The 19183-nt window shown below is 71.3% G+C and carries 17 protein-coding genes; 9 read left to right on the forward strand and 8 right to left on the reverse strand.

What is annotated here, in order from left to right:
- Positions 1-27: 27 nt before the first annotated feature.
- Positions 28-1026: a quinone oxidoreductase family protein gene (locus tag ACWD5F_RS36440; RefSeq protein WP_451260595.1), complete on the forward strand. Its 999-nt coding sequence runs from the start codon at positions 28-30 to the stop codon at positions 1024-1026.
- Between the two features lie 55 nt (positions 1027-1081).
- Here ACWD5F_RS36440 and ACWD5F_RS36445 read toward each other — a convergent pair whose 3' ends face one another.
- Entirely contained in the window at positions 1082-1576 is a 495-nt protein-coding gene (locus ACWD5F_RS36445; RefSeq protein ID WP_451260596.1) for an FBP domain-containing protein, read from the reverse strand.
- Between the two features lie 95 nt (positions 1577-1671).
- Between ACWD5F_RS36445 and ACWD5F_RS36450 the strand changes: the two genes are divergently transcribed.
- On the forward strand, positions 1672-2559 hold the full coding sequence (locus ACWD5F_RS36450) for a DUF3626 domain-containing protein (protein ID WP_451260597.1): 888 nt from the start codon (positions 1672-1674) through the stop codon (positions 2557-2559).
- On the opposite strand, the gene ACWD5F_RS36455 is transcribed toward ACWD5F_RS36450, so the two are convergent.
- Complete coding sequence (locus tag ACWD5F_RS36455; RefSeq protein ID WP_451260598.1) at positions 2556-3224, reverse strand: PAS domain S-box protein; 669 nt, start codon at positions 3222-3224, stop codon at positions 2556-2558. The genes ACWD5F_RS36450 and ACWD5F_RS36455 overlap by 4 nt on opposite strands.
- A 142-nt stretch (positions 3225-3366) precedes the next feature.
- On the opposite strand from ACWD5F_RS36455, the gene ACWD5F_RS36460 reads away from it, so the two are divergent.
- From ACWD5F_RS36460 to ACWD5F_RS36475, 4 genes are all read left to right on the forward strand, one after another.
- Complete coding sequence (locus tag ACWD5F_RS36460) at positions 3367-6567, forward strand: bifunctional cytochrome P450/NADPH--P450 reductase (RefSeq protein ID WP_451260599.1); 3201 nt, start codon at positions 3367-3369, stop codon at positions 6565-6567.
- 26 nt (positions 6568-6593) lie between these two features.
- A complete protein-coding gene (locus tag ACWD5F_RS36465) occupies positions 6594-7559 on the forward strand; it encodes a phosphotransferase family protein (protein ID WP_451260600.1) in 966 nt (321 codons plus the stop codon).
- A 108-nt stretch (positions 7560-7667) separates the two neighbouring features.
- Positions 7668-8957 carry an ROK family transcriptional regulator gene (locus ACWD5F_RS36470; RefSeq protein ID WP_451260601.1) on the forward strand — a complete coding sequence of 430 codons (1290 nt, stop codon included), beginning with the start codon at positions 7668-7670 and terminating at the stop codon, positions 8955-8957.
- 59 nt (positions 8958-9016) lie between these two features.
- Positions 9017-9253, forward strand: coding sequence for a hypothetical protein (locus ACWD5F_RS36475; RefSeq protein ID WP_451260602.1), 237 nt, complete (start codon positions 9017-9019; stop codon positions 9251-9253).
- A gap of 59 nt (positions 9254-9312) precedes the next feature.
- On the opposite strand, the gene ACWD5F_RS36480 is transcribed toward ACWD5F_RS36475, so the two are convergent.
- Positions 9313-10275 (reverse strand): SDR family NAD(P)-dependent oxidoreductase, encoded by a 963-nt coding sequence (locus ACWD5F_RS36480; protein ID WP_451260603.1) that lies wholly within the window; start codon positions 10273-10275, stop codon positions 9313-9315.
- 316 nt (positions 10276-10591) lie between these two features.
- Positions 10592-11614 (reverse strand): PHP domain-containing protein, encoded by a 1023-nt coding sequence (locus ACWD5F_RS36485; RefSeq protein WP_451260604.1) that lies wholly within the window; start codon positions 11612-11614, stop codon positions 10592-10594.
- A gap of 65 nt (positions 11615-11679) precedes the next feature.
- Between ACWD5F_RS36485 and ACWD5F_RS36490 the strand changes: the two genes are divergently transcribed.
- Complete coding sequence (locus ACWD5F_RS36490; RefSeq protein ID WP_123996268.1) at positions 11680-11916, forward strand: hypothetical protein; 237 nt, start codon at positions 11680-11682, stop codon at positions 11914-11916.
- Between the two features lie 43 nt (positions 11917-11959).
- On the opposite strand, the gene ACWD5F_RS36495 is transcribed toward ACWD5F_RS36490, so the two are convergent.
- From ACWD5F_RS36495 to otr(A), 4 genes are all read right to left on the reverse strand, one after another.
- The gene (locus ACWD5F_RS36495) at positions 11960-13219 is read right to left on the reverse strand and encodes a lectin (protein WP_451260605.1); all 1260 of its coding nucleotides are present in this window, start codon (positions 13217-13219) and stop codon (positions 11960-11962) included.
- 179 nt (positions 13220-13398) lie between these two features.
- Positions 13399-14013: a VanZ family protein gene (locus ACWD5F_RS36500; RefSeq protein WP_451260606.1), complete on the reverse strand. Its 615-nt coding sequence runs from the start codon at positions 14011-14013 to the stop codon at positions 13399-13401.
- A 92-nt stretch (positions 14014-14105) separates the two neighbouring features.
- Positions 14106-14768: a DUF4230 domain-containing protein gene (locus tag ACWD5F_RS36505; protein ID WP_401710719.1), complete on the reverse strand. Its 663-nt coding sequence runs from the start codon at positions 14766-14768 to the stop codon at positions 14106-14108.
- 119 nt (positions 14769-14887) lie between these two features.
- A complete protein-coding gene (otr(A), locus tag ACWD5F_RS36510) occupies positions 14888-16753 on the reverse strand; it encodes a tetracycline resistance ribosomal protection protein Otr(A) (protein WP_451260607.1) in 1866 nt (621 codons plus the stop codon).
- Between the two features lie 194 nt (positions 16754-16947).
- Between otr(A) and ACWD5F_RS36515 the strand changes: the two genes are divergently transcribed.
- Both ACWD5F_RS36515 and tuf read left to right on the forward strand, forming a co-directional pair.
- Entirely contained in the window at positions 16948-17901 is a 954-nt protein-coding gene (locus ACWD5F_RS36515) for a ribose-phosphate diphosphokinase (protein ID WP_401710714.1), read from the forward strand.
- Between the two features lie 55 nt (positions 17902-17956).
- Complete coding sequence (tuf, locus tag ACWD5F_RS36520) at positions 17957-19150, forward strand: elongation factor Tu (RefSeq protein WP_401710712.1); 1194 nt, start codon at positions 17957-17959, stop codon at positions 19148-19150.
- Positions 19151-19183: the final 33 nt, after the last annotated feature.

Raw genomic sequence — 19183 nt, forward strand, 5'->3', positions numbered from 1 at the left:
GCTGCGGCAGAGAAAAGCAGGTGCGGTATGCGTGCGATACGGATCGACGAGTTCGGCGGGCCCGAGGTGCTGGTGCCGGTCGAGGTGCCCGACCCCGTGGCGGGGCCCGGCGAGGTGCTGGTGCGGATCGCGGCGGCGGGCGTCAATCGCGCCGACGCGCTGATCAGGTCCGGGCGCTACCACCGGGCCGGGCGCCCGCCGTTGATACCCGGAGCGGAGGCGGCGGGAGTCGTCGCGGCCGTGGGGGAGGGGGTGACCGAACTCGCCGTCGGACAGCGGGTGATGGCGCTGGACGGGATAGACGCCCCCGGTTTCTACGCCGAGTTGGCGGTGGTGCCGGCCGAGCGGGTGACCGTCCTGCCGGACGGCTTGAGCCTGACCGTGGCGGCCACGCTGCCCGTCGCCTGGCTCTCCGCCTGGTACTGCCTACGGAGTCTCGCCCGGGTCACCAAGGAGGACACGGTGGTGGTGAAGGCCGCGGCCAGCGGGGTCGGGACCGCGGCCGTACAGATCGCCGCCGAGGCCGGAGCCCGGGTGATCGCGCTGGCGGGCTCGGCCGAAAAGGCCGCGTGGGCCGGGGAGTTCGGGGCTCGGGACGTCCTCGACACCTCCGCGTTCCCCGATGACGCGGAGGTCGACGAGATCCTGCGGCTGACCGACGGACGCGGTGCCGACGTCGTCCTGGACACCGTCGGCGGCCGTGCGTTCGGGCGGAGCCTGCGCGAGGTGGGCCACGGCGGCCGGGTCGTCGCGCTCGCCAACGTCGCGCTGGAGCCCAGCACCGTCGACACCCGCGACTTCTATCCCAAGAACGCGGCGATCCTCGGCTTCCAGCTCACCAACCTCCAGATCCACGGCTACGACCCCCGTCCCGACCTGCGTGAACTGGCCGAACGAGTCGCCGCCGGGGCCTATCGGGTGCCGGTGGAGACCGTCCTGCCCCTCGAAGAGGCACGGGCCGCGCACGAGCGGCTGGCGAGCCGGGAGAACCGGGGCAAGATCGTCCTGGCGGTGGCGGACCTCTGAGGGGCCGGTCGCCAGGTCGCGGGGTTACGGTCGCCGGACGCGGTGCTCGCCGACGTCAGACGTACAGCTTGTCGATGAAGGTCGACAGGTTGCCCGTGGTCCGGGCGATCTGCTCGTCCAGGGTCAGGCTTTCCTCGAACCGGGCGCCGCTCTGCGAGATCTTCTTGCCGCGTACGTAGAGCGAACAGGCCAGGTCGGCGCACATGTACACGCCGACGGAGTTCCCGTCGCGGCCCGCCTGGCCGGCCTTCCGTGCGGTCATGAGCGAGACACCGCCGCGCGGGTGGGTCGTCAGGCACAGGGAGCACATGCTGCGGTGCATATAGCCGTGCTGTGCCGGCTGGAAGCGCAGTGTGACGCCCACGAGGCCCGTCTCGCGCTCCATGACCAGATAGCTGCGATCGGGGGCTCCGGGATCGCGCCAACCGAGGAAGTCCAGGTCGTCCCAAGGGCGTTGGTCGAGATCGCGGGGGACCGCGAGGCGTTTGGCCTCTCCCTTCGAGCAGTTCACAAATGAGTTGCGAATGTCGGGCTCGGTGAGTGATCTCATGAAAGGGCTCCTGGATCGGCCGGCGGGTCCCGCCGGGGAAACCTAGGGTTCCTAGGTTCTTGGCGATGGTATATAGCTTAAGCGAGGAGAAGCCAATGGATTTCGGGCACGTCGGACCGTCGCGTGCGCGCCGGGCGCTGAGGCATGTCGCGGCCCGGTCCGCGGGCCCGGCAGTCGCCCCGCGCCACCGGATCACCCTGAATTTCCACCCCGACCGGTTCGCGGGCGACCTCCCCGTCCTCCTCCGGCTGGCCCAGGACGGCGCCTACCACTCGCAGTTCGTCACGGGCACCAGCAACGGCGGCCTCACCGCGCACCCCGGCGGCGACCGCTGGCGCTGGGAGAGCCGGATCTTCGGCGGTGCCTACGACGATGCGGTCCCGCACGACCGGCCCGTGTACGGCGCCCTGAACTTCCGGCACCAAGTGGTGGGCGCCGCCCCGCGGTTCGGCTCCTCGCACTTCCGGCTCGCCCCGGCCGCCCTCGCCCGCGCCACGTTCTGCTACCCCGACAGCGCGGCCGAGCCGACCGACTTCGGCGTCGCCGCCGGCATGTCCCTCATCGCCCAGGCCGAGGCCGACGAGCGGGACGCCCTCGACGACTACATCGAGGCACAGGTGCACGGCGGTGTCGACCTGGCCGAGGACGTGGAGGGCCTGGTCCTGGACGCGTGCTACCGGGACACACCGGTCGAGACCGCGGCGGAGCGCCTGCCGTGCGCGGTCGAGTGGCACCCGGGGTACGTCCTTTCCGTCCCGGACCTGCGCCGGCACGCCGACTTCCGAGGTCAGGAGTACGTCGATCTCGGCACCCGCATCGCCGAGGACGGCCGCGTCGACCCACGGATCATCGGCGACGCGGCCCGCACCGGCCGCTACGAACTGCAGGACCTGAAGAAGGTGTGGCACACGCTGGCTCGGTTCGGGGCGCCGGAGGGGGCGGGAACGGCAGGCCTGCCGCAGGAGACCGCGAGCCCGCGCTAGCTCCCGCCCGCGTCCACCTCGCCGGCAGGCGCCGGCGGCCACACCCCCGCCACCAGCACCCCCGTCGCATAGGCCCGCGCCACCAGTTCCGTCCGGTTCGCCGCGCCCCACCGGGCCGACAGTCGCCGCAGGTGATACGTGACGCCGTCCGTGGTGAGCCCGGTCTCGCGGGCCGCCCTGGCGGTGGTGGCGCCCCCGGCGAGCAGCGCCAGGATCCGGGCCTCCACCGGAGTGACCGGCGTGACCGTCGTGCCCCGGGCCGATGACTCCGCGCTCGGCTCGCGCTCGCCGAGGACGCGCAGCATCACCAGCAGGGCGGGAGTGTCCTCCACGGTGTCGCTCACCGGATCGGCCGTGAGCTCCCCGTACCGCTCGGCCCCACTCTCCGCGCGCCACCGCACCGACACCTGGTAGCGCGACCGGTGCCGCAGCCGCAGTGCTTCTGCGATCCGCTCCACCTGCGTCGTCTCCTGCGGCCGGAACAACTCCAGCACGTCCCGGCCGCGCAGCCGCCCCGGTGTCGTACCGCACTCCGCCGCCATCGCCGGATTGGCCAGCTGGACCATGCCGTACACATCGCACACCGCGACCGGCACCGCGACCCGGTCGAAGACCATGAGGGCACGGTTGCGCCACACCACCGCCTCGGGACGGGTCCAGTCCATTCGCACCTCCTGGGGGCTCAGCGCAAGGGCCACACGGGTCTGTCCCCTACACAATCATGTAGTGCGGCAGCACAGGACCCGGCCCCACCTGGACCAACCTGGATCGCAGTACTCCCGTACCGCGAAAGGCAGTTGTCGCGCCATGCCCCCCACCGCGCTGCACCCCCACACACCCCAGTCCACCGACACCCACCCCGGCGTCCCCGTCGTCGACATCACCGCCACCGGACCCGGACACACGCCGATCCAGCAGGTCATGGCTCTCATGCGGGAGCACGGGCCCGTACTGGTGCGGCGGCTGCACGGGCGGGAGACCCTGTTCGTCGGTGATCTCGATCTGGTGGCCGACCTTGCCGACGAGAAGCGGTTCGCCAAGCATGTCGGGCCGGCCCTGGAGAACGTCCGGGAGTTCGCCGCCGACGGACTGTTCACGGCGTACAACGACGAGCCCAACTGGGCCAAGGCGCACGACATCCTGATGCCGGCCTTCGCACTGGGCTCGATGCGTACCTATCACCCCGTGATGCTGGAGGTGGCCCGTCGGCTCGTCGCCTCCTGGGACCGGGCCGCCGGTGCCGGGCAGGCGGTGAACGTGCCCGACGACATGACCCGGATGACCCTCGACACCATCGGCCTCGCCGGGTTCGGCTACGACTTCGGGTCGTTCGGGCGGGACGAGGCCCATCCGTTCGTCGAGGCGATGGTCCGCTGCCTGGAGTGGAGCATGAACCGGCTCGCGCGCACCCCGGGCCAGGACCACTCCGCCGCCGACGCGGCCTTCCGGGACGACGCCGACTACCTCGCCCAGGTCGTCGACGACGTGATCGCCTCCCGCACCGGCACCGATCAACCAGACGCCGATGACCTGCTCGGGCTCATGCTCACCGCCCGCCACCCGGCCGACGGCAGCACGCTCGACACCGCCAACATCCGCAACCAGGTCATCACCTTCCTGATCGCCGGGCACGAGACGACCTCCGGTGCGATGTCCTTCGCGCTGTACCACCTCGCCAAGGACCCGACCGCGCTGCGACTCGTCCAGCGCGAGGTCGACGCGCTCTGGGGTGACCAGGCCGACCCCGAGCCGACGTACGAGGAGGTCGGCAGGCTGACGTACACCCGGCAGGTGCTCAACGAGGCGCTGCGGCTGTGGCCGACGGCCGCCGCCTTCAGCCGGCACGCACTGGCCGACACGCTGCTCGGCGGCCGGATCCCGCTGCGTGCCGGGCAGGCCGTCACCGTGCTGGCGCCGATGCTGCACCGGCAGCCCGTCTGGGGCGACAACCCCGAGCTGTTCGACCCCGCCCGGTTCACCCCGGAGGCGGAGGAGGCACGCCCGGTGCATGCCTTCAAGCCCTTCGGTACCGGTGAACGCGCCTGTATCGGGCGGCAGTTCGCGCTGCACGAGGCGACCATGCTGCTGGCCATGCTGGTCCACCGCTACCGGCTGCACGACCACGCCGACTACGCGCTCCAGGTGAAGGAGACCCTCACCCTCAAGCCCGAGGGCTTCACCCTGAAGTTGACTCCGCGCACGTCCGGCGACCGGGCGCACGGCCCGCTGCCCGGCGTAGCTCGTGCGGTTTCGGAAGCCGTCTCCGCGCCGGACACCCTTCCCGCCCGCGTCCGCCCCGGCACCCGCGCCCTCTTCCTGCACGGCAGCAACTACGGCACCTGCCGTGAGTTCGCCGCCCGACTCGCCGACGAGGCAGCCGAGTTGGGCTGCGAGACGGAGGTCGCGTCCCTCGATGCCTTCAGCGGCGACCTGCCCACCGACCGGCCCGTCGTCATCACCGCCGCCTCCTACAACGGCCGCCCCACCGACGACGCCACCGCCTTCGCCGCCTGGCTGGAGGACACCCACGACCTGACGGACGTCAGCTACGCCGTCCTCGGTGTCGGCGACCGCAACTGGGCCGCCACCTACCAGCAGTTCCCTACCCGGATCGACGAACGCCTCGCCGAACTGGGCGCCGTTCGCCTGATCGACCGCGGAGCCGCCGACGCCTCCGGCGATCTCAGCGGCGCGGTACGGGAGTTCACAACCCGGCTGCGCACGGCCCTGCTGGAGAAGTACGGCGACCCGGACGCCACCGCCGACCCGACCGGCCATGAACCCGCGAGCGCCTACGAGGTCCGCACCCTGACCGGCGGTCCCCTGGACGCCCTCGCCGAACGGCACGGACTCGTCCCCATGACCGTCACCGAGGCCCGCGACCTCACCGCCCCGGGACACCCGCGCCGCAAGCGCCTGGTCCGCGTGGCCCTCCCGGACGGCACCGCCTACCGCACGGCCGACCACCTCACCGTCCTGCCCGTCAACTCCCCGGCCCTCGTCGCCCGTGCCGCCACCGCACTCGGCGTCGACCCGGACGAGGTCCTGGACATCCGCGCCACCCGCCCGCGCCGCGATGGACTCGCGATCGACCGGCCTTTGACGGTACGTCAACTGCTCGCGCACCACGTCGAGTTGCAGGAGCGCCCGACCCCGGCGCAGGTGGCCGCGCTCGCCGCCGCGAATCCCTGCCCGCCCGAGAAGGCCGCCCTGGCCGCCCTCGCCGGCGACGACCCGCGCACCTTGGTCGAGGTGATCGAGGACCACCCCGCGCTGCGTTCCGCCCTGACCTGGCCGCAGCTCCTGGAGATCCTCACCCCGCTGCGCCCCCGCCACTACTCCGTCTCCTCCTCGCCCGTCGTCGACCCCGCCCACGTCGACCTGATGGTGTCCCTGCTGGAGGCGCCCGCCCGCTCCGGCAACGGCGTCTACCGGGGCACGGGGTCGGGCTATCTCGCCGACATCGAGCCCGGCGACACGCTGTACGCCCGGATCCAGCCCTGCCGGGAGGCCTTCCGTATCGACCCCGGCGACACCTCGACGCCGCTGATCATGGTGGCGGCCGGCACCGGCCTCGCTCCCTTCCGCGGCGCCGTCGCCGACCGCACGGCCACCCGCGCCACCGGCACCGAACTCGCCCCGGCGCTCTGCTACTTCGGCTGTGACGCGCCCGACGCCGACTTCCTGCACGCCGAGGAACTGCGCGCCGCCGAGACCGCCGGAGCCGTCTCCCTCCGCCCGGCCTTCAGCGCGGTTCCGGAGGGTGGCGTGACCTATGTGCAGCACCGCATCGCCGCCGAGGCCGACGAGGTCTGGGACCTGCTCGACGCCGGGGCCCGTGTCCTGGTCTGCGGCGACGGATCACGTATGGCACCCGGTGTACGGGACGCGTTCCGTACCCTGTACCGCAACCGCACGTCCGGTGCGGACGGAGCGGCTGCCGACAACTGGATCAACGGGCTGATCACGGACGGACGGTACGTCGAGGACGTGTACGCCGCCGGCTGAACCGAACGGGGAGGGGTGGGCGCACAGTGACGGACACCTGGGAGCGAGCCCGACGCGTACTCGAGGCGGCCGGCATCCCGCCCGAACGCCTCGCCCGCCTCACCCCCCTGACGGGCGGCACCTACAACTCCGTCGAGGACCTCCGACTCACCGACGGCGCCCGCTACATCCTCAAGGTCGCCCCCGACGCCGAAGGCCTGCGCCACGAGCGCCGACTCCTCGTCTCCGAAGCGGAGTTCTACGAGGGGGCGGCGCACGTGGACGTACCGGCCCCGCGGGTCGTGGCGGCCGGCGGGCCGTGGCTGCTCATGACCGTCTGCCCCGGCGAGCCCTGGGGCGACTCGCTCCACGCGGACGAACAGGTGGACCTGCGCACGGAGTTGGGCCGTCTGGTGGCCCGCCTGCACCGCGTCACAGGGCCGGGCTTCGGCTATCCGTCCGGCGCCCTCGGCCCGCTCGCCCCCGAATGGCGGGCGGCCTTGACCGGCATGCTCGACGCCGTCCTCGACGACGCCCGGCGCTACCGGCCCCGACTGCCCCGGCCCGTCGACGAGATCGCCCGGACGCTGCGGACCGCGTACGACGCGCTCGACGAGGTCACCGTCCCGAGCCTGGTCCACTTCGACCTCTGGCCGGGCAACATCCTGGTGGACCGCTCGACGCCCTGGGCGAGCATCGGCGGGCTGATCGACGGGGAGCGCATGTTCTGGGGCGACCCCCTCGCGGACTTCGTCTCGTTGGCGCTGCTGGGTGACATCAGGAAGGACGAGGCGTTCCTCGCGGGCTACCGGGAGGCGGGCGGCCGGGCCGAGTTCGACGTCCCCGCACTGCTGCGGCTCGCGCTCTACCGCGCCTACCTCTACCTGATCATGCTGACGGAAGTGGTCCCGCGCGGCGGGGACACCGGACCCGACAGCTGGGTCCAGGAAGCGGTCGCTCCGGAACTCGTGGCGGCGCTGGACCATATCGAGGAGCTGTCCACCAGGTCCTGACTTTCCACTCGTCTTACCTCACTACGTGAACTAAGGGTTGTCAGAAAGTCGCGCAGGCCCTGTCCCGAGGGGTATGTTGCAGGTCGAACCGGGTTAGAAGGGAGCCACATGGCGGGGCGCAACGGGCGAACGGTGCGGGACCTCAGGCGGGCCAACCGCACGGCCGTGCTCCAGCGGCTCTACTTCGACGGACCCCTCAGCCGTTTCGAGCTCGGCCCGGCGACCGGCCTCAGTTCCGGTTCGGTGAGCAATGTGGTCGCGGACCTGATAGCCGACGGACTGGTCGAGGAGGCCGGCAGCGTCGACTCGGACGGCGGCCGCCCCCGCACCCTGCTGCGGGTCGCCCCCGGCAGCGGCCACATGATCGGCGTGGACGTCGGCGAAACCCGGGTGCGCATCGAGCTGTTCGACCTCACTCTCACCGAACTCGCCCGCGCCGAACGCCCGTTGGCGAAGCAGCGCTACGAGGTCGAGGTGATCGTCGGCCACATCCGCGACGGCGTCGACGAGGTGCTCGCGGCCGCGGGCATCGGCCCCGAGCAGCTGCTCGGCGTCGGCATCGGCGTTCCCGGCATCGTCGAACGCACCCCGGAGCAGGGGGCCGTCGTACACGGGCAGACCATCGGCTGGGACGCGGTCCCGCTGGAGAGCCTGCTCCGCTCCACCTCTCAACTCCCGGACACCGTCCCGTACTTCATCGACAACGGCGCCAAGACCCTCGGCCAGGCCGAGATGTGGTTCGGCGGCGGACGCGGCGCCCGCAACGCGGTCGTGGTCCTGTTCGGCTCCGGCGTCGGCGCCTGCCTGGTCACCCCAGAGGTGGAGCACGGCCGCGCGGTCGAGTGGGGGCATCTGACGGTACGGGTGCGGGGGCGCCGGTGCCGCTGCGGTGCGCTCGGCTGCCTGGAGGCCTACGCGGGCGCCGAGTCCCTGCTGGACCGGTGGCGCGACGAGGGCGGCCGGCTTCCCGAGGGCACCGACGAGGAGACCGCGATGACCGCGATGCTCGCCGCCGCCTACCCGGCCGAGGGCACGGCGGCCGACCCGGTGGCTCTCGCGGTCCTTGAGGAGACCGCCGAGTACCTGGGCGCGGGCCTCTCCGACCTGATCAACCTCTTCCAGCCCGAGCGCATCCTGATCGGCGGCTGGGCGGGGCTCCAGCTGGGCTCCCGCTTCCTGCCCGCCGTACGTCGGCACGCGATGTCGTACGCACTGCGCTATCCGGCGGACAAGGTGACCGTCGAACTCGGTCTGCTCGGTCCGGACGCGGTCACCGTCGGTGCGGCGATCCTGCCGCTCGCCGACTTCTTCGCCCGGGGCGGCCGACGCGTCGAGCCGGAACCCGAGGGCCCGGCCCCCGCCTGGCGCACCGCACTGGAGGACCGCGCCCCGCACTGAGGTTTCGGCAGGCCGCCGTGCAGGTACCCGCGTCCTTCGGACGACCGAAGGAGTGCACCGTGGCCGACGAAGACCACAAAGGTCAGGACAGCGAGCCCGTACCGCGGGATCTGCCCGACCAGCAGGCGCGCGAGGGTGAGGACCCCTGGGAGGCGGCCCCGGGCGTGGACGCCTGGGGCGACGCCGCCGCCGAGGACGTACCCGATGCCGACGAGGCGGGCGCGGGCCGCCAGGGCGACCCGCGCTCCGCGACCGTCCACCCGGAGCACCCGGCGCCGGAGGAGTCGCCCGGCTGAGCCGACGCGGAGCATGACGGCGGAGGCCACTGACCCCTGTTGTCAGACCACGAAGGTCGTCAGACCGCGAACGCGTTCACGCCGGTCAGCTCCGCCGACAGGTCCCACAGGCGGGCCGCCTGCTCGGGGTCGGTCGCCCAGGCCTTCACGCCGACCCGCTCGTCGTCCGCCGGGGCGGGCTCGGCGATGTCGCAGTCCTCCAGGTAGACGCCGCCGAGACCGTCCAGCCGGGGTGAGGTGGCCGCCCATACCTGGGTGGCCGCGCCCTGCTCCGGGGACTTGAAGCCCTCCGGGTTGAGCGGCTTGCCGTTCTCGTCGATCCAGCCGCGGTCGATCATCTCCTGCTGGGGCAGGTGCCGCTGGAGGGGTGTCAGGATGCCGCCCGGGTGGAGCGAGAACGCGCGGACGCCGGCGTCGCGGCCGAGCCGGTCGAGGTGGACGGCGAACAGGACGTTGGCGGTCTTGGCCTGGCCATATGCCTCCCACTTGTCGTAGCCGTGCGTCCACTGGACGTCGTCCCAGCGCATGCCGGCGGCGTGGTGGCCGCGGGAGGAGACGGAGACGACGCGGGCGCCGCCGGGCTCGATCGCGGGCCACAGGCGGTTGACGAGGGCGTAGTGGCCCAGGTGGTTCGTCGCGAACTGGGCCTCCCAGCCGGGTCCGACGCGCGTCTCCGGGCAGGCCATGATCCCGGCGCTGCCGATGAGGATGTCGATGGTGCGGCCGGTGGCCAGGAAGCGCTCCGCGAAGCCGCGCACGCTCTCCTGGTCCCCGAGGTCCAGCTCGTCCACCTCGACGCCGTCGAAGCCCGCCAGGGCCTCCTCGGCGGTCGCCCTGCGGCGCGCGGGGACGACGACGTGGGCGCCCGCGGCGGTGAGCGAGCGGGTGGTCTCCAGACCGAGGCCCGAGTAGCCACCGGTGACGATCGCGAGCTTTCCGGTCAGGTCGATGTCCTTGAGGACCTCGTCGGCGGTGGAGGTGGCGCCGAAACCGGATCCGATCCTGTGCTGTGCAGTGGTCATGTCCGAAACGCTACGGATTGGAGTGCTCTCGAAGTCAAGCGGAACCCGCGCGACCGCACCGGACACTGCCGCGCGACCGGCCCCGGACATGGGGAAGCCCCGACCGGACGGGGGAATCACGGTCGGGGCGGTCAAGGTGTGGGCGCGGATGGCGGTCGCCTCTCGGCGAAAGGCTCCACAGGGCTTCAGCCGAACGATCGTCCCTGTGGGCAAAAGGTGAGGCCCGGGGACACTGTCCCATCCACACCCACGTGTTGTTCAACGGGCAACCTCCCCGTGGTGTTCCTGCCCGTGCCCGGATCCGGGGTGACCTGTGTCACCGCTCCCGGGTCCAGGCCAGCAGCGCCTCGGCGGACCAGGTGTTCACCACCCGCTCGGCGGGCACCGCGCACTCCTCCGCCCGCGCGCAGCCGAGGATCTGCCAGTCCAGCTGGCCGGGCGCGTGCGCGTCGGTGTCGATCGAGAACAGCACCCCGGCGTCGACGGCCCGTCGCAGCAGTCGTCTCGGCGGGTCCAGCCGCTCCGGGCGGCTGTTGATCTCCACGGCCGTGCCCGACTCGGCGCACGCGGCGAACACCGCGTCCGCGTCGAACTGCGACTCCGGCCGCGCGGAACCCCCGTCGCGCCCGATGATCAACCGCCCCGTGCAGTGCCCGAGGATGTCCGCGTGCGGATTCCGTACGGCGGCCACCATGCGGCGGGTCATCGCGCGGGCGTCCATGCGCAGCTTCGAGTGCACCGAGACCACGACCACGTCGAGGCGCTCCAGCAGCTCCGGCTCCTGGTCCAGGGAGCCGTCGTCGAGGATGTCGCACTCGATCCCGGTGAGCAGCCGGAACGGCGCCCAGGTCTCGTTCAGCGCCGCCACCACGTCCAACTGCTCGCGCAGCCGTTCGGGGGACAGACCGCGGGCCACGGTCAGCCGGGGGGAGTGGTCGGTGAGCACCGCCCAGTCGTGCCCGAGACGGGCCGCCGTCCGCGCCATCTCCTCGATCGGGCTGCCGCCGTCCGACCAGTCGGAGTGCAGATGGCAGTCCCCGCGCAGCAGCGCCCGCAGCCGTTCCCCGCCAGAAGGGCGCGGTTCGGGCTCGGCCCGTTCCAGTTTCGCGAGGTACTCCGGCACCTGTCCGGCGAGCGCCTCACGCACCACCTGGGCCGTCTTGGGGCCGATGCCCTTCAGGGACTCCAGCGTCCCGGCGGCCGCCCGCTCGCGGACCTCGTCCGCGGGCAGCTCCGCCAGGACCCGGGCGGCGCCGCGGAAGGCGCGGACGCGGTAGGTCGGCGCCAGGGACCGCTCCAGCAGGAAGGAGATCCGGTCCAGTGCGTCCAGGGGATCCACGGCGACCTCCGAGGGGGACGAATCAGCAGGTTCGCGACTTCGGAATGAGCTCTACGCTCTATTGCATGACCGAAATCGCGAGCCCGCACATCTCCCACCCGAGGATCCTGGTTCTCGGCGTGCAACCGGGCACACCGCCGTTCCGGATCGTGGAGATCGACGGTCTGGTGGTCGCCGAGGCGAAAGCGGTGACCGACGTACTGGAAGTCGCCGCCGTCTTCGGCATCACGGTCCATGACATGGACGATCCGGACGTGGTGCGGTGGGTCGGCGGCGACAAGTTCACCTGGCGGCTGCGCTAGGACCTGACCGGCGGATCAGGCGCTACGAGCGATCGGCTACGGCTCAGCCGACCGTCCACTTCTGGTTGGCGCCGCCCCCGCAGGTCCAGATCTGCAGCGGGGTGCCGTTGGCCGAGTTGTTGCCGGTGACGTCCAGGCACTTGTTGGCCTGTGGGTTGACGATGTCGTTGGCCGAACTGACGGCCCACTTCTGGGCGTTGGAGCCGTTGCAGTCGTAGAGCTGGACCTTGGTGCCGTCGGCGGTGCCGCCGGCGTTCACGTCCAGGCACTTGCCGAGCGCGCGGATCGTGCCGTCGGAGCCCACGGTCCACTGCTGGGCCGAGGAGCCGTTGCAGTCGTAGAGCTGTACGGGGGTGCCGTTGGCGGAGTTGGCTCCGGCGACGTCCACGCACTTGCCGGCCAGGCCGCGGATCGCCCCGCCGCCGGTGGGCGGCGTGTCGCTCGTGGTCACCGACACCGAGTCCACCACCAGCTGGGCCGGGAAGGCCGTGGAGCTGTTGGGGTCGCCGGGCCAGTAGCCGCCGACCGCGAGGTTGAGGATCAGGAAGAACGGCTTGTTGAACGCCCAGGTGTTGCCGCCCACGTCGGCGGGCGTGCGGGTCTGGTAGACGACGCCGTCGACCGACCACTTGATCGAGTTGGGCGCCCAGTCGACCGCGAAGGTGTGGAAGGCGTCCGCGAAGGCCTGGCCGTTCGACAGGGTGTAGCCCGCGCCTATGCCGGCCGAGCCGGAGTAGCCGGGGCCGTGGATGGTGCCGTGGACCGTGGAGGGCTCGAAGCCGACGTTCTCCATGACGTCGATCTCACCCGAGTTGGGCCAGCCGACCGAGCCGATGTCGGTGCCGAGCATCCAGAACGCGGGCCACATGCCCTGCCCGCGCGGAATCTTCATGCGGGACTCGACATGGCCGTACTGCGCGCTGAACTTCCCGGAGGTGTTCATCCGGGCCGAGGTGTACTGACAAGTGCCGTACCAACACTGGTAGTTGGCCGGGTTCTCCTTCTTGGCCGTGATCACCAGGTGACCCTGGCCGTCCAGGGCCGCGTTGTTGGTGCCGGACGTGTAGTACTGGCGCTCGTGGTTGTTGACGTTGTCGCCGGTCTCCAGCGACCACCTGGAGGAGTTCACGGCGCTGCCGGCGGCACCGTCGAAGGTGTCGTTGAAGACCACCGCGGCTGCGGAGACGTCGGAGGCGGAGACATCGGATGGATCCGCGTGCGCCGCACCGGTCGCGGCGGACGCGACCAGCACGGCGGACAAGGCGGCGAACAGGCATCTGCGGAGCAGGCGTGGGGAGGCCACGTCTCTGTCCTTCCGTACGGCGGTCGAGCACACAGGTGGGCCGACCGGGGTGGGGGGTGAAGGCGTCGCCTGTTGATTTAAGGAGTGAGAAAAGGGTGAGTCAATAGCTAGGTACGGACCAACTATCGACAATCAAGAACCCCGGACGGCTGGATTCCGTTCCCCCGCACGTCGGAGGGCTAGGCGCCCTTGGACGCCTTCGCCGACTTCTCCTTCTCGGCTTTCCGCTCAGCGGACCGCACCTTGCGCGGCTGGCGCTTGCGGGCGTGCACGACGCGGCCCATCCGGCGGCCCAGCAGGAGGTAACCGATCAGCGCGCCACTGGTGTTGAGGATGACGTCGTCGATGTCGAAGGCACGGCCGGTGATCAACGCGCCCTGGGCGAACTCCACCAGGAGCATGACGACGGCCGTCAGCAGGAGCACGCGCAGCAGCCCGCGGGCCTTGGGCGCCAGGACGGGGATGAGGATGCCGAACGGGATGCCTAGGACGATGTTGCCGCCGATCTGCTTGACGGCGTCCCGCAGGGCGGGTTGGTCGAGATAGGCCTTGAGCGAGCGGCCCGGGTGGAGATTGGTGTGCACCAGAGCCGTCGAGGCGGGCGACGGCTCCAGTGTCAGCCGGGCCAGCACGACGGCGAAGGCCACCATGAACGCGAAGGCGCACAGCATCGCCAGGAAGCGGATCGGGAAGGGCACGACATGCCGTTCGACGGTGGCCGGCTGCTCCTCGCCCTCTGTCTTGGCGGAACGCAGACGCCAGCCGGCGCGCGGTCGTACGACGGTCCGGGCCATTCAGTCCTCCGGTCTTGAACGTGCTGATGTGGAAGGGCGGATACCCGCGAACTCCCCGACGATGCCGTGCGCCGACCCCGATCCGGTGCGGATCAGGATGCGAAGGTGACGTGCACGACCTTGAAGCCGAGGGAGTGCAGCAGACCCTCGAGCATGTCGGTGGTGTTGGTCTCGGCGCGCTTGGTCAGGCCGCTGTCCTTGGCCGCGTCGCCGATGTGCTTGACCGCGAGTTTCTGCACGGCCTGTTCGCTGTTGGGGTTGTCCGAGAAGAAATCGCCGAGCCGGTCGAGGAGTCCGCGCTGTTTGGACACGGCGTAGGAGCGGTCCGGGTTCAGGGCGGGCTTGCCCAGGGCCGCGTGCGGCAGGTTGAGCGTGGCGGACGTGCGGTCCTCGTTGACCGTCACGTCGTCCTTGCCGACCTTGCCGAGGTCGACATAGGCGTCGACGGTGCCCGCGCCCACGTACAGGACACGGGAGCCGCGGATCGCGTCGGGCAGGTACTTGGTGTCCTTCTCCAGGTCCACGACGACCTGGAAGTTGCCGGACGCGGCGTCGTAGCGGCTCATGTCCTGGATGGACTGCAGCAGGGTGGGTCCCGTGCGGTCGTGCGTCTCCGTGCCGAACAGGTCCTTGAGACCGGGGATCACACTCAGCGTGACCCCGATGAAGAACACCGCGATCACCAGCACTACGGCGCACACCGCTTTGACCCAGCCCGGCATCCGCCGGGACACGCGCCTGATGGGAGTCGTCATGGTGACGGCCCTCCTTCCTAGTCACCGGATGCCCCCCAAAAGCCTTGTCAGACCGCCCTGTTGCCGTTTCGGGACACATGCCCGAGGCACAGGGGGCGCACCGGCGGGTGCACCCCCGTCTACCTGCGCGGGGGCAGTTCCCGGTCGCCGGAGAGCCGCGTCCACCACACGCCCTCGCCGTGGGTGAGCCCGGGCAGTGCCAGCTCGATCTCGCGCAGCCGCCGGGCCGGCAGCTCGCCGGAGATCAGCCAGGAGGCGGACCCGCCCGTGGTCCCGGTGAACTCCGCCCCGCACGAGGCGAGCCGCGCGGTCACCGGCGCCAGCGAGTCCGGCGGGACCTCCGCCTCGAACGCGTGGTACGGCTCGTACAGCCGGGTCCCCGCCCGCTCCAGGGCACGGCGCAGCACGATCGGGGTGAGCCCGCGGAAGTCGGCGGCCGTGCTGAGCGGCCCGACGAAGCCCGACCGGATCAGGGTGACCCGGTAGTCCGTGACGGCCGCGCCGGACAGTCCGGCGCCCATGCTCACATGCACGGTCTCCTCGATGGCCTGGTGGAAGGCGCGGGGGAGCGCGCCGAGCTCCGTGTCGTAGCCGAACACCCCGCCGGTGCCCCGCGGTTCCGGCTCCACCCGGAGCCCGATCGTCGCCCAGTAGCGCGTGCGGTCGTGCCACGGCAGCTCCTCGACCGCCTCGCCGACCCCGGCCGGCCGCTCCAGCAACCGGACCCGGCCCGGCGCGAAGTCGGCCTCGATACCGAAGTCCTGGACGAGCGTCGCCCCGAGCACCTCCATCTGGACCTCGCCGTACAGGAGCAGCGCGGTGGCGTCGGGCCCCGCGGGCCGGGCATGGATCAGCGGGTCCTGGTCGGCGAGCGTGAGCAGGGCACCGCGCAGCCGCCCGGCCTCCTCCGGACGCCTGGCCCGCACCAGCGTCTCCAGCGTGGGCGGCGCGAACTGCGGTGCGCGGTCGGTGAGTTCGCCGAGCCGGTCGCCGACGCGCACGGTGCTCACGCCGGTGAGCGCCGCGATGTTCCCGGCGGTCAGCGGACCGCTTCCGCCGATCACGTCGAGGCGGTTCACCCGCCCGGAGACCTCGACGGTCCGGCCGTCGGCCTCCCGTCGCAGGAAGGTCAGCCGCTGACGGGGTGTCACCTCACCGTCGTACAACCGCAGATACGCCGTCCGCGCCCCGCCGGGCCCCGGGCGTACGGCGAACACCGTGCCGCGTGGTGCGGTGCTCTCGGCTCCCGGTGCGGGCGGGATCAGCCGGAGCATGTTGTCCACGAGTCCGGTGACGCCCTGGCCGCCGAGGGCCGAGCCGAACAGGACCGGGTGGAACGAGCCGTCGGCGGTACGGGCGGCGAGGGCCTTGCGCAGGTCGTCCGGGGTGGGCGCGGGGCCGTCCACGACCGCCGCGAGGACTTCCGGGTCGACCTCGGCGAGGGCCTCGGCCAGCCGTGGATCCCTCGGCGGGCGGGCGGTCACGCGGGCGTCGGCGGTGCCGATGCCCGTCACGTCCGCGAGCGGTGCGACGTACGGCGTCAGTCTGCGCCGGATGTCGGCCAGCAGGCCGTCGGCGCGGGCGCCCGCTCGGTCGATCTTGTTGACGAAGACGAGGGTGGGCAGCCGGAGCCGGCGCAGGGTGCGCAGGAGCACGCGGGTCTGCGCCTGGACGCCCTCCACGGCGGACAGCAGCAGCACCGCCCCGTCGAGGACCTCCAGGGCGCGCTCGACCTCGGCGATGAAGTCGGAGTGGCCCGGGGTGTCGATGAGGTTGATGCGGGTGTCGCCGACGGTGAAGGAGGCCACGGCGGAGCGGATGGTGATGCCGCGCCGGCGCTCGATCTCGCCGTCGTCCGTCAGGGTGTCGCCGGTGTCGACGCTGCCGAGCCGGTCGATCGCTCCGTGGTCGAAGAGCAGGCGCTCGGTGAGGCTGGTCTTACCGGCGTCGACGTGGGCCAGGATGCCGATGTTCAGGGTGTGCATGCGGGGTCGAGTCCTCAGGAACCGTGGGCCTATGGGGGCACTGGTGGATTCCGAGGAGTCGGCGCATGGGAGCTCCTGAGGTCGGGGAGGGCGGACCGGACCATCCTGGCCCACCACCGGTGGCGGTCCGCAACAGGTTTTTCGAGGTCAGTAGCATGAGGCGACCCCCGGATCGATCATGCGAGGAGCGGACCGTGCGAGACATCTCCGTGTTCAGCGGCAGTGCCCACCCCGACCTGGCGGCGGAGGTCTGCGCGCATCTCGGGGTGCCGCTCAGCCCGACCCGGGTCAGCCGGTTCGCCAACGACTGTCTCGAGGTACAGCTCCAGGCCAACTGCCGGGAACGGGACGTCTTTCTCATCCAGCCGCTGGTCAAGCCGGTCCAGGAGCACCTGGTCGAGCTGTTGTTGATGTGCGACGCGGCGCGCGGGGCGTCGGCGGGGCGGATCAGCGTCGTCATGCCGCACTACTCCTACGCGCGCTCAGACAAGAAGGACGCGCCCCGCATCTCGCTCGGCGGCCGCCTGGTCGCGGACCTGCTGGTGGCGGCGGGCGCCAGCCGCGTCCTCGCCATGACCCTGCACGCACCGCAGGTGCACGGCTTCTTCTCGGTCCCGGTCGACCATCTGCACGCCCTGCGTGAACTGGCCGTGCATTTCCGGCAGTACGACCTGTCCCGGACCACCGTGGTCTCCCCGGACCTCGGCAACGCCAAGGAGGCCGCCGCGTTCGCGCGGTTGATCGGCGCCCAGGTGGCGGCCGGCGCCAAGCAGCGGTTCGCGGACGACCGGGTGTCGATCAGCTCCGTCATCGGCGATGTCGCGGGCCGGGACGTCATCGTGCTGGACGACGAGATCGCCAAGGGCAGCACGGTGCTGGAACTCCTCCAGCGGCTGCGGGAGTTGGGGCCGCGCTCGATCCGAGTGGCGTGCACGCACGGCCTGTTCGCGGACGGGGCGCTCAAGCGGATCGGCGAGCAGCCGGACGTACTGGAGATCGTCTGCACCAACACCGTGCCGGTGCCCGAGGAGGAGCGCACGGAGAAGCTGCGGATCCTGTCCATCGCGCCGGCCCTCGCCGAGGCCGTGCGGCGCATTCACAACGGCGAGTCGGTCAGCGCCCTGTTCGACGCGCCGCCGAACGAATAGACATGAGGGAGTGGAGCGACGCTCGGCGGCACACCGACGCTCAGGAGGGGTTGCAGTGGCCAAGGCGAAGTTCGAGCGCACGAAGCCTCATGTGAACATCGGCACCATCGGTCACATCGACCACGGCAAGACGACGCTCACGGCGGCCATCACGAAGGTGCTGCACGACCGGTTCCCGGAGCTGAACCCGTACACGCCGTTCGACCAGATCGACAAGGCACCCGAGGAACGCCAGCGGGGCATCACGATCTCGATCGCCCATGTGGAGTACCAGACCGAGCGCCGGCACTACGCGCACGTCGACTGCCCCGGCCACGCGGACTACATCAAGAACATGATCACCGGGGCCGCCCAGATGGACGGCGCGATCCTCGTCGTCGCGGCCACCGACGGACCGATGCCGCAGACCAAGGAACACGTGCTGCTGGCCCGGCAGGTGGGGGTGCCGTACATCGTCGTCGCCCTCAACAAGACGGACATGGTCGACGACGAGGAGATCCTGGAGCTCGTCGAACTGGAGGTCCGGGAACTGCTCAGCGAGTACGAGTTCCCCGGCGACGACCTCCCGGTGGTGCGGGTCTCCGCGCTCAAGGCCCTGGAGGGGGACCCGGAGTGGAGCGCCTCCGTGCTCGAACTCCTGGGCGCCGTCGACGAGTTCGTGCCCGAGCCGGTACGGGACGTGGACCAGCCGTTCCTGATGCCGATCGAGGACGTGTTCACCATCACCGGTCGCGGCACGGTCGTCACCGGCCGGATCGAGCGCGGCACGCTGCACGTCAACCGCGAGGTCGAGATCATCGGCTTCCACGACACCAGGACGAAGACCACGGTCACGGGCATCGAGATGTTCCGCAAACTGCTCGACGAGGGCCGGGCCGGCGAGAACGTCGGACTGCTGCTGCGCGGGGTCAGGCGCGAGGACGTGGAGCGCGGCCAGGTCGTCATCCAGCCCGGCTCCGTCACCCCGCACAAGGACTTCGAGGCGCGCGCCTACATCCTGTCCAAGGACGAGGGCGGCCGGCACACGCCCTTCTTCGACAACTATCGTCCGCAGTTCTACTTCCGCACGACCGACGTGACGGGCGTGGTGACGCTGCCCAAGGGCACCGAGATGGTCATGCCGGGCGACAACACGACCATGAACGTGCAGCTGATCCAGCCGATCGCCATGGAGGAGGGGCTGAAGTTCGCCATCCGCGAGGGCGGCCGGACGGTCGGCGCGGGTCAGGTCACCAGGATCCTCAAGTAGCGGCGCCCGTAAGGGAAAAGCCTCTCTACAGGG

The organism is Streptomyces sp. NPDC002499, from assembly GCF_053595415.1.